The following is a 14,989-nucleotide window of genomic DNA, read 5'->3' on the forward strand; positions in this document are numbered from 1 at the left end:
ACAGAGGAAAAGATCCCATGTTATTCGTAGATTCCCATTGCCACCTGGACCGGCTTAGCTATGGCAGCAAGCAGACCGATCTGGCCGATGTGCTGGCCAAGGCGGCGGCGCGCCAGGTGGGCTACTTCCTGTGTGTGAGCGTAACCCAGCAGCAGTTTCCAGAGATGCTGACGGCGATCGCCCCCTATCCCCAGGTGTTTGCCTCCTGCGGGGTACACCCTCTCAACCAGGATCCCGGTGTGGACGCCCCCCTGCTGCTGGAGCAGGCCAAGGATCCCCGGGTGGTTGCCATCGGTGAAACAGGGCTCGATTACTTCTATAGCCCTGAGAATAAAGAGGTGCAGCAGCACTCGTTCCGGGAACATATCCGGGTGGCGAGAGCGCTGAACAAGCCCCTGATCATCCATACCCGGGATGCCCAGGAGGACACCTTGCGGATCATGGCCGAAGAGGGGGCGGATCAGGTGGGCGGGGTACTGCACTGCTTCACCGAATCCCTCGAGATGGCCGAGGCCGCCATGGCCATGGGCTTTTATGTGTCCATCTCCGGCATAGTGACCTTCAAGAGTGCCGCCGCCTTGCAGGAGGTGGTCAAGGCTCTGCCGCTGTCGCGACTGCTGATAGAGACGGACTCTCCCTATCTGGCGCCGGTGCCGCACAGGGGGAGGGAGAACGAACCCGCCTTCGTGGTGGACGTGGCTCAGTTCATCGCCGACCTGCGCCAGATCCCCCTTGCCGAACTGGCGCAAGCCACCAGCGACAACTTCTTCGCACTGTTCAAACTGGCCAGGCAGTGAGTCAGCAGGCCCCATCCAGAGGGGCCTGTTTCATTGAAATCCCCTTACACCCGCTCACATAATTTTAAAATTCACGTCCGTTATCTCTCACTGCACAAGCAATCAAGACAACACATCCAGCCCTGCCAGGCGGCTTGATAAAGCAACGAAAGGTGAGGGTTGAATCGGGTCTTTCTCGGATTTAAAGCTGATGTATCAAGTATCGATAATATTCATTATCGATACTTGATGATGATGCAGGATCCTGTAAGATCCCCTAAACTCCATATGAAATCATAGGGTTACCAGTGACTTCCGCTTTTTTGCCCCAGGCCGCTTCCCAGGGATTGCAGAGCGTCTTCGATGCCAGGCTCAACAGCCGTGCTCGCCGTTTTCTGCGCAGTGCCAAGGCCGATACCACCCTCAATGCCTATCAGGCGGATACCCGTATCTTCGTCCACTGGTGCCAGTTGCAGGGACTGGATCCCCTGGCCTGCAATCATCTCGATATCATGAACTTCCTGGCGGATCAGGCCGATGGGGTACTCGCCCACTGGGTCTGGCTCGACAAGACCCGGGGCAGGGGAGAGCTGCGCAATGGGGAGCCGAGAAAACCGGCCACCCTGGTGCGCCGTCTGGCTGGGATCCGTTACGCCTTTCGTCAGAAGGGGATCGATCCCATGCCCACCGAGCACAGCGAGATCAAGGAGATGATGCGGGGGATAGTGCGTCTGGGTGATACGCGCAAGCGCAAGACTGGGGCCTTGACCCTGCAACCTCTGGCCCGGGTGCTGGAGGCGATCGACACAGATAACCTGGCGGGCCTGCGAGACCATACCTTGTTGCTGCTGATGTTCAGCGGAGCCCTGCGCCGCTCCGAGGCTGCCCGTATCGAGGTCGAGGATCTCGACTTCGTCGGGCGCGGAGTCAGGCTGCGTCTCAAGCCGAGCAAACATCAGCTTCATGAGACTGAGATAGCCCTGATCCCAGGGAGGGAACATTGCCCCATCGCGGCCCTGCGCCACTGGCTGACCATGAGTGGCATCAGCCAAGGGGCCCTGTTTCGCCGCATGACCCGCTGGGGCCAGCTCACCCAGGAACCGCTCGGGCCGCAAGGCATCAACCTGATGATCAAGCGGCGCACCGGCATGGCCATCGACGATCTCTATGTCAGCGGCCACAGCCTGAGAAGGGGGTTCATCACCTCGGCGGTGACGGCCGGCAAGCCGATGAACAAGATCATCGAGGTCACCCGCCACAAGGACATGCGCACCCTGCAGGAGTACTTCGATGACGCCAACAAGTTCGATGACCATGCCCTGCAGGGTCTGCTGTGAGCCATGTGTTGTCACTGCGCGACGCAGTTTTTTATGTTAAATGAGCAAGTGTCATGGGCACAGTGGGGGGGAGTCTCTGCCAAAGTGGCCCTTCCTTCCCATCCCCTCAGCCTTTACCATGGTCGTCGGCTGGCCATGCAGGTGCCCGCCCGTCACTGCTCTGTTCCCCTGGAGAGTGAGTGAGAGATAACGAATGACTTTTCTGGAGAAATCAGCATCCCATGAGCCAACAAGAGAAGCCTGAAAAGCCCCTCGACAATGCCCAGCGCCAGCGCCAGCACGTGAAGCGCAAGCAGGAGAGCCACAGCCGGTTGCAGTGCTGGATCAGTCTGCGCCATGCGAGTCGGCTGGCCGAGCTGGGTCGCCGGCTCGAAGATAGCCAGGCCTCCCTCATCGAGCAGGCGATCGATCTGCTCTATCAACATGAATGCCAGCAAGAGAAAACACCGGAGCCAGAGCCGCGCCAGTCAGCGTCCGAGATAACACATCCACGGCGGGCCTTGGCCGACACTGTGACGGAGTGAGAGATAACGAATTGCTTTGATAAAAAAAGCCAGGTACGAATTCCATGTACCTGGCATAGGGGAATTGGCTCCTTGCAGAGCCGTGCGCTAACTGGTTGCGGATAAAATAAAGCTTAGCCAAGGGGGAAGGCTTTGCAAGATCTGGAAAAATTTTCAACCAGTGTGTAGGTTTTTAAGACTCAAACAAGTTCGTGTCACGGACCAGATCCCGGGGCAGGGCATTCTTGATCCGGCTGCCGACCCACTTGCCGAGCCCCAGGGCATAACCCTGATAACGCAGGATCACCTCGCCCTGACCGCTCTCTCCCGCCGGATGTAGATCCCGGCCCATCATGAATTCCCGCGCCTGATCGCTATCGAGCTCGACCCAGCCCTTGCTGGCCAGGTGGCCCTGGGCCAGTGCCCACTCGTGGGTGAGGCGATAGCCTTTCTTGTGGGTCTGCGCCAGCTTGAGACCGATACGGTCCAGCCGGATCTTGTTCATCAGCCGGGGGGCGAAGGGGAGGGGGAAGAGCCAGATCTCGTCATCGCGCACGAACAGGGCTCCCTCGGGGGCGATCCCATAATCGCGGATCAGCGCGTCTCTGAGGGAGGCTGCGTCGCGCTCCGCCATGGGGGTGAAGGGAAACTTGCCGAGGCGCCCCGGCTTGAACATGGGGTTGGCCACCGAGTGCAGCTTGCGCAACCTGGCGACGAAAAAGCCTTCACTGTCGTAGATCTGGGGCCAAACATGCAGGTATCCCTCCTGGGTACAGGCCTGCTCCGCACCGGGAAAGAGATCCCCCAGGGATTCGAAGCAGAGGGCATCTCCGAAGCGTTCGACCATGAAGCGGCAGATATCCTGGTTCTCTTCATGACTCAGGGTGCAGGTGGAGTAGACGATGACGCCGCCTGGCTTCAAGGCATGAAAGGCGCTCTCCAGCAGGGTGCGCTGCACCTTGGCAATTTCCCCTATGCTGGCCAGGCTCCAGTTGCGAAAGGCATCCTCATCCTTGCGCACCGTCCCTTCCCCCGAGCAGGGAGCATCGAGCAGGATGGCGTCGAAGGTTTCCGGCAACCACTGGCCGAACACCTTGGCATCGAAGTGGCTGAGCCCTATGTTGCTCACCCCGCAGCGCTGGATATTGGCCGCCAGCACCTTGACCCGGCTGCTGGAAAATTCGTTGGCGACCAGCATGCCGCGGTTCCCCATCAGGGCGGATATCTGGGTACTCTTCGAGCCCGGTGCCGCCGCCGCATCGAGCAACAGCTCGGCCTCGCTCACCCCGGCGGCGGCGAACAGGGCCGTCACCGGCAGCATGGAACTCGCCTCCTGGATATAGAAGAGACCGAGCAGGTGCTCCGCCGTGTTGCCAAGGGGCACGGTGTCGTCGGCCCGGGTCAGCCAGAAACCGGTTTCGCACCAGGGCACGGGATCCAGGGTCCAGCCCTTCTCGGCCATGCGGGCCTGAAAGTCGGCAACGGCGATCTTGAGGGTGTTGACCCGTATGCTGCGGCGCAGGGGGCGGCGGCAGCTGGCCACGAACTCCGCCATGGAGAGATGGGCAGGCATGATGGCGGCGATGTGGCTCAAAAACGCGTCGGGAAGTAGGGTATTGTCGTGCACTTGGCATCTCGCTGGCCCAAAAACAGGGGCGATATGTTAGCACATCTTGCCGGCATGGCAGAGCGTCATGGCGCCGCCCTGTCAGGAAAGGAGCGCCAAAAAGCAGCCCGGCACTGGGCCGGGCTGCTCGGAGGATGAGGATGGCTCAAGGGGTGAGCCGCGGACTCCAGCCGAGCCACTCCTCATCGGCCTTCTCATGGAGGGGGAAGCTCTGGCCGTTGCGCACCCTGGCCCCGGTGTTCTGCTCCGGGGTGGTGAAGGCGATCCCCCCCGCCACCAGACTCTGCAAGGTCTCCACCTGTATGGTGCCCCCGGTCAGGCCTATGTCGGCCTTGACCCCGGATACATTCCAGAAGCGGCTGTTGGCGCGCACCAGGTAGGCATAGTCAGGCTCCACCTGCACCTGGATCTGCACCTCGCTGCCATCGGGGGCTAGCGCCACCTGGCTCACGCTGCCCACCACCATCTTGCGAAACAGCAGGGGGCTGCCGACCGCCAGACCATTGAGGGCCGGGCTCTTGAGGGTGAGCATCAAGCCGGAGTGCGGCGACTCATGCAAGGGGAAGCGGGTCTTGCCCGCCCCCTGGCCAGGGGTCGCCTCGATGAAGGCCCCCTTCACCAGGGTATCCAGGTGCGTGACGCCGGCAAAGCCGAGCTTGGCCTGCACCAGGGTGAAGCTGGCCCCGGACTGAAGGAAGCGATCGGCGTACCTGGCCTCGAGTTCGGCCAGGAAGATCACTTGGCCCATGGCCGGATCCAGCGCCACCCCCTTGACCTTGCCTATGGTGACGCCGCGATAGCGGATGGCAGAGCCTTCACCCAGACCGGGATTGCGGGAGGCGACCAGGGTGAAGGGGCGCACCATGGCCTGGGCCTGCTCCCTGTCGTCGAACAGCTTGCCGTTGCCCTGACTGGTGGGGGAGTTGTCAAACTCTATCCCTCCCCGCAGCAGGGTGGCCAGGTTGCCCGCCTTGATGCGTACCCCGTCCAGCCCCACGTGAGTGTCGATGGCCGCCTTCTTCCAGAACTGGGTCTGGCTGCCCACCAGGGGGGCATAGACGGCATCTATCTCCAGGGCGATGCGCACCTCGCCGCCTTTCACCACCAGCTGGGTCACCTTGCCCGCCTGCAATCCCAGGTAAAACACCGGGGTGCCGATGGCGATGCCATCGGCCTGGCTCGCCCTCAGCCACCAGGTCTTGGCCACGGCCTTGGCCGAGCCGAGCAGGGCCAGCTGCTCATCGGGATAGAGCCGATCGATGCGCCCACCCTGACGGGCCTGCACCAGCTTGATGCCACCGGCCAGCCAGCTCGCTGCCGGGCTGGTTTCCACCTTGATGCCGCTGAGGTCGGCCTGGATCTGCAGCGGCGTCGCCCGATAGAAGCGAGCCCGCTCGAGCAGGGCACCATGGTTTCTTTCGATGAACACCCTGACCTTTGCGTTGCCGCCGGCATCCAGGGAGAGGGCGCGAATGCTGCCCACCTGCAATCCCTTGTACCAGACCGGCGCCCCCTCACTCAGGCCGGCGAGATCCTCCGTGGCCAGGGTCAGCTCCCGGCCCTTGGTCTCTGCCTGGGCACTGAGGATCAGGGTCTCGGCCCTGGGGCCCGCCACATAGTCGAGGCGGATGGCGGGGCCGGCCAGCAGACGATCGCCGTGCTCTATCCCCGCCAGGGAGAGCTTGACGCTCTCCCACACCAGACGGCTGTTGCGGGTGATGCGAAACGCCTGCTCAGGACTTATCAGGGCGCTCACCTCCCGCCCCTTGTCGGTCAGGCGAATGGGGTCGAGTCGACCAATCTCTATGCCCTCGTAGAGGATGGGCATCCCCTCCTTGACCGGCAGATCCCCCACCTGCAGCCTCACTCGCTCGCCCCGGGCGGCCTCGGCCAGTCCCTTGTAGAGGACGAAGGTGGCGCCGCGCTCGGCCACGGGCGATTCGGCGGGCGAGTCGAAGGCGATGCCGCCGCTCAGGATGGAGGCCAGGCTGCCCGCCTCCACGCTGACGCCGGCCAGGCTGAAGTTGCCCTTGATGCCGCTGATGTTCCAGAAACGGGTATCGGCCTTCACCAGGTGTTCGAAACGCGGCTCGATCACGATATCCAGCAGCACCTGCTTGTCCTCCTCGCCGAGCCGGGTATTGATGACGCTGCCCACCTCCAGGCCGCGAAAATAGAGCTTGGCCCCTATCCCCACCGAGCCGAGGGAGTCGGCGCTCAGGTGCAGGGTGCGCCCCTGGGCCTGATAACCGGGGGGAGGGCCGTCGAGGGCATCGAACTCGTTGGCGACGGGATTGCTTTCCCGCCCTGGCTGCACATTGATGTAGTTGCCAGAGACCAGGGTATCGAGACCGGAGATCTCGGTCAGCGACGCCTTGGGGCTGACCAGCCAGAAGCCGGTGCCCTTGCGCATCAGGGCCCGGGCCCGACTGTCCACCTTGGCGAGCACGGCAATCTTGCGGCCATCTTCGGCCAGCGCCAGATCCTGCACCACCCCGATGGCCACCCCCTGGTAACGCAGTTGGGTCTTGCCCGGCAAGATGCCGTTCCCCTGCTCGAAGTTGATGCGGATCTGCTCGCCGCTGTTCTGGTATTGCTGATAGAGAAAGCCCGCCGCCAGCAAGAGGGCGATGAGGGGCAGCAACCAGACCGGCGACAACCAGCGATGTTTCTTGATGACGGGTTCAGCCCCGACCATACCGACTCCTTATGGGGCGCTTGCGCGGCCCGCTGATCAGAAACGAAAAGATTAACGGGCCGCCTTGTCCCACAGCAGCCGGGTATCGAGCATGCGGGCCGAGAGCATGGTGAGCACCACCACCCCGGCGAAGGCCGTCGCCCCCGGGCCTGCTTGCACGTTGAGCAGCACGCCCCTATCGACCAGGGCGACCATGAGCGAGATCACAAACAGATCCAGCATGGACCAGCGACCGATGAAATCGATGATGCGATACATCACCAGCTGGCGCCGACGCCGCACCGGCTTGCGCCGCTGCAACTGCCAGCAGATCCAGCCCAGCCCCAGGATCTTCATGATGGGCACCACTATGCTGGCGGTGAGCACTATGGTGGCGATACCGGACATCTTGCTGCGATAAAGCGCCATGATGCCGCTGAAAATGGTGTCCGATTGCAGCAACCCCTTGTTGTAGAAATGGGTGATGGGCAAGAGATTGGCCGGCAGCAGCATGAAGGTCGCCAGGGCCAGCAGTCCCCATGACCAGCGCAGAGAGTGAGGGGTTCGCAGGTGAAGGGCGCCGTGACAGCGGGGACAGAGGCGATGGGGGACGAAGCGCACCAGCAGGCCGCAGTGATGGCAGCGACACATGCCGAGCTCGCGGGCGCTGATCAGCGTCTGCCCCCTTGCCATCTCATCTTCTCGCTCAGTTTCCCTCATCGGGCTCCCCCTCGGCAACCTGGGGATCCAGGGCGACCCGCTCCCAGTAAGGGGCCGGATTGAACAGGATCAGCAGGGTCATGTTGAGCAGCATCAGGATGGAGAGGCTGAGCAGGCCGCCCCCCAGGCGCACGTCGGCGATGTCGACCAGCTTGAACAGGGCGACCAGCAGGCTGACCAGATAGACCTCCAGCATGGCCCAGTGACGAAACACCTCCACCGCCTTGAGGGTCACGGGAATGACGCCAAGCCGGGTCGCCAGGCCAGAGGCCAGCAGCAGGATCCCCAGCAGCAGCCCGGTCGGCGCCAGCACGGCGCACCAGAACACCAGGGCCGAGACCCAGTACTCATGGGCCTGCCACAGCATCTGGATGCCGCGCAGCAACGTCGCCTGGGAGTTCTCGCCAGCCAGGCGCAGATAGAGCAGGGGTTCGAAAAACGCCGAGGGGAGCAGCAGCAGACCAGTGAGGGAGAGCGCCATCAACTGGGAGGGGCGAAACCCGTAACGACCATAGAGGTGCTGGTGGCAGCGGGGGCAATGGGCGTGACGGCGCAGGGGCAATAACTTGCGGGCGATCAGCAAGTCGCAGGCCGGACAGACGATCACGTTATTGGGATCCGACATACGTTTCAACCTGTTGAAGGAGTGGGTGAAATTTACCTTAAAACCGGCTGGCTGTCTTGCCTCTCTCCCCCAGTGCCACGAAAGTATGATTGACGTTAACGTAAAGGTAATATTAGATAATCAGACCCGACAAATGAAAGGAGTCATGATGTCCAGCCCAATCCCCTCGGCCGGTCGCCGTTTTCGCGATGCTCTCACCCAGGAAGCCCCGTTGCAGATCGTGGGCACCATCAATGCCTACATGGCGCTCATGGCAGAGCGCAGCGGTTTTCGTGCCCTCTATCTCTCCGGCGCCGGGGTGGCCAATGCCTCCTACGGCCTGCCGGATCTCGGCATGACCTCGATGAATGACGTGCTGATCGACGCCGAGCGCATCACAGCCGCCACCCGGCTGCCGCTGCTGGTGGACATAGACACTGGCTGGGGCGGTGCCTTCAACATAGCGCGCACCATTCGCGCGTTCGAGCGGGCCGGGGTGGCCGCCGTCCACATGGAGGATCAGGTCGCGCAAAAACGCTGCGGCCACAGGCCCAACAAGGCGGTGGTCAGCCAGGAAGAGATGGTGGACAGGATCAAGGCGGCGGTCGATGCCCGCCAGGACGCAGACTTCGTCATCATGGCCCGCACCGATGCCCTGGCAGTGGAAGGGATAGGGGACGCCCTGGAGCGGGTCGCCGCCTATGTGGCCGCCGGGGCCGACATGATCTTCGCCGAGGCGGTGACCGAGCTTGGCCAATACGATCTGTTTGCCAAGGCCGCCGGGGTGCCCATCCTCGCCAACATGACCGAATTTGGCAAGACAGAGCTGTTTGACAGGTCGCGACTCGCCGAACACGGGGTGGACATGGTGCTCTACCCCTTGAGCGCCAGCCGGGCGGCCAACCAGGCCGCCCTCAATGTCTACCAGCACATTCGCCAGGAGGGCCATCAGCGGGCCGTCGTGGAGAGCATGCAGACCCGGGAGGCCCTCTACGACTTCCTCGGGTATCACCACTACGAGCAGACCCTGGATCGTCTGTTCACCACCAAGGATTAGGAGGTTCGTCATGGGACAAGCAGCGAAAGAGCAAGGGGTGACCAAGCCCCTTGGCGGCGCCGGATTGCGCGGGCAGAGCGCCGGGGAGACCAGCATCTGCACCGTCGGCAAGAGCGGTACCGGGCTCACCTACCGGGGCTATGACATTCAGGAGCTGGCCAGGGAGGCCGAGTTTGAGGAGGTGGCCCATCTGCTGCTCAAGGGCGCACTGCCCAGCGCCGCCGAGCTCGCGGCCTATCAGGCCCGGCTGCGCGCCATGCGCACCCTGCCCGCGGCCCTGCGCGAGGTACTCGAGCTCATTCCCGCCGATGCCCACCCCATGGACGTGCTGCGCACCGGCTGTTCCATGCTGGGGGATCTCGAGCCCGAAGATGGCTTCGAGCACGAACACCATGTGGCCGATCGGCTGCTGGCGGCTTTTCCCGGGATCCTGCTCTACTGGTACAAGTTCAGTCACGAGGGAGTGCGCATCGACACGGATACCTCGGAAACCTGCATCGGCGGCCACTTTCTCGCCCTGCTGCATCAGGCCCCCCCCAGCGAGCTGGCACGCCGGGTCATGAACGTCTCCCTCATCCTCTATGCCGAGCATGAATTCAACGCCTCCACCTTCGCCGCCCGAGTCTGCGCCTCGACCCTGTCGGACATGTTCTCCTGCGTCACCGCCGCCATCGGTACCCTGCGTGGTCCGCTCCACGGCGGTGCCAACGAGGCGGCCATGGCCATGATCGCACCCTGGCAGGACGAGGCACAGGCGCGGCGCGAACTGCTCGCCAAGCTGGCCGCCAAGGAGAAGATCATGGGCTTTGGCCACGCCGTCTACCGCACCTCGGATCCCCGCAATGCCATCATCAAGGAGTGGGCCGCCAAGCTGGCGGAAGCGGCGGGGGATGACAGGCTCTATCGAGTCTCCTGCGAGGCGGAGCGGGTGATGTGGGACGAGAAGGCGCTCTTCCCCAATGCCGACTTCTTCCATGCCAGCGCCTATCACTACCTGGGGATCCCGACCAAGCTGTTCACCCCCATCTTCGTCTGCTCCCGGGTCACCGGCTGGTGCGCCCATATCATGGAGCAGCGCGAGCACAACCGCATCATACGCCCGAGCGCCGACTACATAGGTCCGGCTCCCCGGCATTTTGTCTCCCTGCAGCAACGCTGAGGGGAGGGGAGTACCCACCCGTCTCCCCACTCACCACAACGATAAGGAAATCATGATGTCCGCCAACGTCGACCTCAACCACAGACCCGAACCGGATCCCATCCTGGTCGAGATTGCCGATTACGTCTGTCACCAGCCCATCACCAGCCAGCTGGCCCTCGATACCGCCCGCTACTGCCTGCTCGACACCCTGGGCTGCGGCCTGCTGGCGCTGCGCTTTCCCGAGTGCACCAAGCACCTGGGCCCCATAGTGCCGGGCACCCAGGTGCCGCACGGTGCCCGGGTACCCGGCACCCAACTCTGCCTGGATCCGGTCAAGGGGGCGTTCGATATCGGCACCCTCATCCGCTGGCTCGACTACAACGACACCTGGCTCGCCGCCGAGTGGGGCCACCCCTCCGACAACCTGGGCGCTATTCTGGCCACCGCCGACTGGCTGTCCCGTACCCGGGTCGCCGAGGGCAAGGCGCCCCTCACCATGGCCGAGGTGCTCATCGCCATGGTCAAGGCCCACGAGATCCAGGGCATCCTGGCCCTGGAGAATGCCTTCAACCGGGTCGGACTGGACCATGTGGTGCTGGTCAAGGTGGCGAGCACCGCCGTGGTGACCCGGATGCTGGGGGGAAGCCGGGATCAGGTGATCGACGCCCTCTCCCAGGCCTTCGTCGATGGCCAGAGCCTGCGCACCTATCGCCATGCTCCCAACGCCGGATCCCGCAAGAGCTGGGCCGCCGGCGATGCCACCTCCCGTGCCGTGCGCCTGGCCCTCATCACCATGAGCGGTGAGATGGGCTATCCCGGGGTGCTCAGCGCCCCCAACTGGGGATTCTATGACGTGCTGTTTGGGGGCAACCGCTTCGCCGTCAACCAGCCTTTCGCCAGTTACGTGATGGAGAATGTGCTGTTCAAGATAAGCTACCCGGCCGAATTCCATGCCCAGACCGCGGTGGAATGCGCCCTCAAGCTGCACGCCGAGGTGAAGGACCGCCTCGACGAGATCGACAAGATAGTGCTCACCACCCATGAGTCGGCCATTCGCATCATCAGCAAGGTGGGCCCTCTCAACAACCCGGCGGATCGGGATCACTGCCTGCAATACATGGTGGCGGTGCCCCTCATCTTCGGTCGGCTGGTGGCCGAAGACTACGAGGATGACGTGGCGGCCGATCCCCGCATCGACGCCCTGCGCGCCAGGATGCTGGTGGAGGAAGACAAGGGCTACAGCCGCGACTACCTGGAATCGGACAAGCGATCCATCGCCAACGCCATCCAAATCTTCTTCAAGGATGGCAGCCACACCGCCAGGGTCCACGTCGCCTATCCGGTGGGTCATCAGCGCCGACGGGAGGAGGGGATCCCCCTGCTGCTGGCCAAGTACAGGGCCAATCTGGCGACCCGCTTCCCGGCCAAACGGGTCGAGGCCCTCTATCGTCTCGGCCAGGACAGGGAGGCGCTCGCCGCCATGCCGGTCAATCAGTTCATGGACCTGCTGGTGATCTGACGCCTCATCTTCCAATGCAATGCCCGCCACCCGGCGGGCATTTTGCTATGGGCGCCGCGCCCCCCATGCCCAGATCAGTGCCCGGATTTGCGATACTGTACGTTTATACATATACTTCTGCCATCATCAACAAGGAGGCAATCATGGCCGTTGAAATCAAATATGTCGTCATGCGTGGGGGAGTAGAGAAGATGACCTTTACCAGCAAGAAAGAGGCCGACGCCTATGACAAGCTGCTCGACACCGCCGACGAGCTGCTGCAGTTGCTGGTCGGGGCCCCGGTCGAGCTCGCCCCCGAGCAGCAGGAGAGCCTGGCGTTCTACCTGGCACAGCAGCGGGATCTGCTGCAGACCGTGCTGCGGGGCGGCAAGGCGCAGCCCCTTGTCCCGGAGACAGACAAGGAAGCGAACAAGGAGAAGAGTGCCAAGGAAAAACCCCTCAAGAGCGTGGCCTGAGGCAACCCAAGGGAGGGCAAGGGTCGGCTCGCGGGGCCAGGGGCGCTGCACCGCGCCGTTTGCCCCTTGGGTCTCACCCGTTCTTGTTGCGACAGGCAACACCATGACGGCAAGGCCGAACCATGGGGCTTCTAGTTATTGCGATGGCCACCGTGATGGCGAATGCCCTTGGCGACCTCGGCAATGACGAACTCGCCCTATTCAATCTTCATCCAGCAAACGTCAGTCAGCGGGCTAGGACAGGTTGCCATGGCTGCATCTGAGGTGCATCGAGCAGAGGCAGTGCCAGAGGAAAAACGGCATCTATTCAAACAAAAGCATAAGCAGTCGAATTTGAAAGTATTTCCCCGAGAATTTTCTAATAACAATGAATAATTAAGCAAACACCCGCATAACCAAGATGCATCTGGTACGCCAGGGCGCAACCGGGTGATCGCGGCAATGTGTCTGCGACCTATCATCCACTCCTGGCAATCACTCTATCTCAGGCAATCATCATGCACACCCAGATCCCGCTTCCCCCTGCCATGCCTCTGTTCGACGGACTCGCCCACCTGGAGGCGGGCAATGCCCAGGTCAATCACTACCTGGCTCAGCTCAGCCTAAATCGGGTACCGGATGCGGGCCTGGTGTACGAGCTGGCGGTCGACTGGCTGCTCGAGCAGCGTCACAGCGAGAACAACTACAAGACCTATCGCAGCGAACTCACCACCTTCCTGCATTGGTGTTTTGCCGAGATGGCCATCAGCCCGCAGGATCTGAGTCGCCGCATCATGATGCGCTACCTCGATTACTGCCAGGCACCGCCTCCGTCCCTGATCGCCTATCGCAACGTGGCCCAGTTCATCAGCGACAAGGAGTGGGGAGAGCGTTTGCCCAATCCCCAGTGGCGCCCCTTCCTTGGCAAGCGGGAGCTGGGCCGCGAGCTCCCTTATCGGCTGAGCGATCAGGCCATGAAGACCAAGCTCGCCATCCTCTCGGCCTTCTTCCAGTTCCTCATCCAGGAGGAGTACATGGACAAGAATCCGGCCCTGTTACTGCAACGGGCCAAGCGCCCCCTGGCACAGGAGCAGGATGACCAGGGCAAGGCATTCAGCCAGTTGCAATGGTCCTATGTGATGCAGGCGGCGGATCAGCTGGCCGAGGCACAGCCGAGCCAGCATGAACGCACCCGTTTCCTTGTCTGTCTCATGTATGCCTGTTACCTGCGCATCTCCGAGGTGGCGGCCCGGCCCGGTTTCACCCCCGTCATGAGCCAGTTTCGACGCGATGGCAAGACAGGGGTATGGGGCTATTTCATTCCCCGCAGCAAGGGAGGCAAGCGTCGCACCGTCGCCGTTTCCCAGGATCTGCTCGAGGCATTGACTCGCTACCGGCGCTTCCTCGGTCTCTCGCCGCTGCCGACCCCGGACGAACAGACCCCCTTGTTCGTGCGCCACAAGGCGGCGGCCCATGGTCGTGAGCAGGGAGAGCTCAATGCCAACCTCGGCATTCGCCAGCTGCGGGATCTGGTTGCCCTGGTGATAGAGGCGGGGGCCTCGCTGGCCGAAGCCGACGGTTTTACCCAGGATGGCGCCGAGATGCGGACCCTGACCCCTCACGCCATCCGTCATACCGGCATCACCCACGACATCAATCTCAATGGCCGTCCCCTGTCCCATGTCCAGGCCGATGCCGGCCACGACAGCATAGATACCACCTCGAAATACCTGCACACCGCCAACAGCGAGCGCCATGAGAGTGCCTCAGCCAAACGGCTGGATCCCCTGCTAGGCAGGTGAGAGATAACAGACGAGGGATATCAGGTTGGCTCGCCCATGGGTCTTGCTTTACTGATATCGGCTGAGCGGGTTTGAGAGTGGGCCAGACAGGCCCCCTTGTATCCACTCACCCCAGCAGGCAAGATCTGCCCCATTCATCGGCCGGGTTGTCATGGGGTTCATATGCCGCGTTATGAGAGTCATGGGCTGCACAGCGCACAGATTGTGGGTCAGGTGATCACGAGCAAGCTCAGCGGCTCGTTCAACAGGGAAGGCTGCCTCTCCTGGGTGACCAGGCTCAAGAGCCTCATCGAAGGCCTCGATGGCAGACCATTCTGCCTGCTGATCGATACCCGGGACTACGAGGGCGGGACCGATGAGGCGCTCGCACTCGCAAATGAATTCAACCGCTGGCTCAATACCCAGCCGCTGGTCGCCAAGGCGCATCTGATCACCTCCCAGGTCCTCCATGCCATCGCCGTCGAGCGCGTGCCCCAACTCCAATACCAGACCATCAAGACCTTCAAGTGCATCGACGAGGCCCAGGCCTGGCTCGCCTCCCAGTTGAGCCAGGCCCAAGAAACTTGTGCGGGGACATGGGGATAAAGCCGCCCAGCTCGCCAGGGCAGGGGCACGAGGGCCCATGAAACAGACGCTGCGATAACGAAGACATATTTGGGAGAGGGGAGAGCCAAACCCACCGATGAGCCTGTGGCACGCTGTCCCCCATCGTCATCGATTGGCACCATGACGTACCAGGCCTGAGCGCACTGATTGGCGGGTGGGAGAGGGGACAGGTTCCAGATCACGGGT

The 14,989-nt window shown here is 62.5% G+C and carries 13 protein-coding genes; 9 read left to right on the plus strand and 4 right to left on the minus strand.

What is annotated here, in order from left to right; translation table 11 throughout:
• Window positions 1-17 precede the first annotated feature (17 nt).
• The 3 genes from ACEUCR_RS01345 to ACEUCR_RS01355 all read left to right on the plus strand — a co-directional run bounded on the left by ACEUCR_RS01345 (window position 18) and on the right by ACEUCR_RS01355 (window position 2,637).
• Window positions 18-797, plus strand: coding sequence for a TatD family hydrolase (locus tag ACEUCR_RS01345; RefSeq protein WP_408787617.1), 780 nt, complete (start codon window positions 18-20; stop codon window positions 795-797).
• A gap of 374 nt (window positions 798-1,171) precedes the next feature.
• Entirely contained in the window at window positions 1,172-2,113 is a 942-nt protein-coding gene (locus ACEUCR_RS01350; protein ID WP_162625751.1) for a tyrosine-type recombinase/integrase, read from the plus strand.
• Between the two features lie 221 nt (window positions 2,114-2,334).
• Window positions 2,335-2,637 carry a RepB family protein gene (locus tag ACEUCR_RS01355; RefSeq protein WP_111872726.1) on the plus strand — a complete coding sequence of 101 codons (303 nt, stop codon included), beginning with the start codon at window positions 2,335-2,337 and terminating at the stop codon, window positions 2,635-2,637.
• 172 nt (window positions 2,638-2,809) lie between these two features.
• Here the strand turns inward: ACEUCR_RS01355 and rsmF are convergent, their stop codons facing one another.
• The 4 genes from rsmF to ACEUCR_RS01375 all read right to left on the minus strand — a co-directional run bounded on the left by rsmF (window position 2,810) and on the right by ACEUCR_RS01375 (window position 8,265).
• Window positions 2,810-4,243: a 16S rRNA (cytosine(1407)-C(5))-methyltransferase RsmF gene (gene rsmF / locus ACEUCR_RS01360; RefSeq protein WP_408787619.1), complete on the minus strand. Its 1,434-nt coding sequence runs from the start codon at window positions 4,241-4,243 to the stop codon at window positions 2,810-2,812.
• A 145-nt stretch (window positions 4,244-4,388) separates the two neighbouring features.
• The gene (locus ACEUCR_RS01365; protein WP_408787621.1) at window positions 4,389-6,941 is read right to left on the minus strand and encodes an MlaD family protein; all 2,553 of its coding nucleotides are present in this window, start codon (window positions 6,939-6,941) and stop codon (window positions 4,389-4,391) included.
• A gap of 51 nt (window positions 6,942-6,992) precedes the next feature.
• Window positions 6,993-7,613 (minus strand): paraquat-inducible protein A, encoded by a 621-nt coding sequence (locus tag ACEUCR_RS01370; protein ID WP_111872729.1) that lies wholly within the window; start codon window positions 7,611-7,613, stop codon window positions 6,993-6,995.
• Between the two features lie 13 nt (window positions 7,614-7,626).
• Window positions 7,627-8,265, minus strand: coding sequence for a paraquat-inducible protein A (locus ACEUCR_RS01375; RefSeq protein WP_111872730.1), 639 nt, complete (start codon window positions 8,263-8,265; stop codon window positions 7,627-7,629).
• A 148-nt stretch (window positions 8,266-8,413) separates the two neighbouring features.
• Here ACEUCR_RS01375 and prpB point away from each other — a divergent pair, with 148 nt between their 5' ends.
• The 6 genes from prpB (at window position 8,414) to ACEUCR_RS01405 (ending at window position 14,782) form a co-directional block, all read left to right on the plus strand.
• The gene (gene prpB, locus ACEUCR_RS01380) at window positions 8,414-9,301 is read left to right on the plus strand and encodes a methylisocitrate lyase (protein ID WP_392441101.1); all 888 of its coding nucleotides are present in this window, start codon (window positions 8,414-8,416) and stop codon (window positions 9,299-9,301) included.
• Window positions 9,302-9,311: 10 nt separating this feature from the next.
• Window positions 9,312-10,460: a bifunctional 2-methylcitrate synthase/citrate synthase gene (gene prpC / locus ACEUCR_RS01385; RefSeq protein WP_408787624.1), complete on the plus strand. Its 1,149-nt coding sequence runs from the start codon at window positions 9,312-9,314 to the stop codon at window positions 10,458-10,460.
• 55 nt (window positions 10,461-10,515) lie between these two features.
• The gene (locus ACEUCR_RS01390; protein WP_041992353.1) at window positions 10,516-11,961 is read left to right on the plus strand and encodes a bifunctional 2-methylcitrate dehydratase/aconitate hydratase; all 1,446 of its coding nucleotides are present in this window, start codon (window positions 10,516-10,518) and stop codon (window positions 11,959-11,961) included.
• Between the two features lie 143 nt (window positions 11,962-12,104).
• Window positions 12,105-12,416 (plus strand): YebG family protein, encoded by a 312-nt coding sequence (locus tag ACEUCR_RS01395; protein ID WP_408787627.1) that lies wholly within the window; start codon window positions 12,105-12,107, stop codon window positions 12,414-12,416.
• A 527-nt stretch (window positions 12,417-12,943) separates the two neighbouring features.
• Window positions 12,944-14,197 carry a tyrosine-type recombinase/integrase gene (locus ACEUCR_RS01400; RefSeq protein ID WP_408789010.1) on the plus strand — a complete coding sequence of 418 codons (1,254 nt, stop codon included), beginning with the start codon at window positions 12,944-12,946 and terminating at the stop codon, window positions 14,195-14,197.
• Window positions 14,198-14,359: 162 nt separating this feature from the next.
• Entirely contained in the window at window positions 14,360-14,782 is a 423-nt protein-coding gene (locus ACEUCR_RS01405) for a hypothetical protein (RefSeq protein ID WP_408787630.1), read from the plus strand.
• Window positions 14,783-14,989 lie beyond the last annotated feature (207 nt).

The sequence above is a fragment of the Aeromonas bivalvium genome (genome assembly GCF_046078285.1).
Classification (GTDB): domain Bacteria; phylum Pseudomonadota; class Gammaproteobacteria; order Enterobacterales; family Aeromonadaceae; genus Aeromonas; species Aeromonas bivalvium.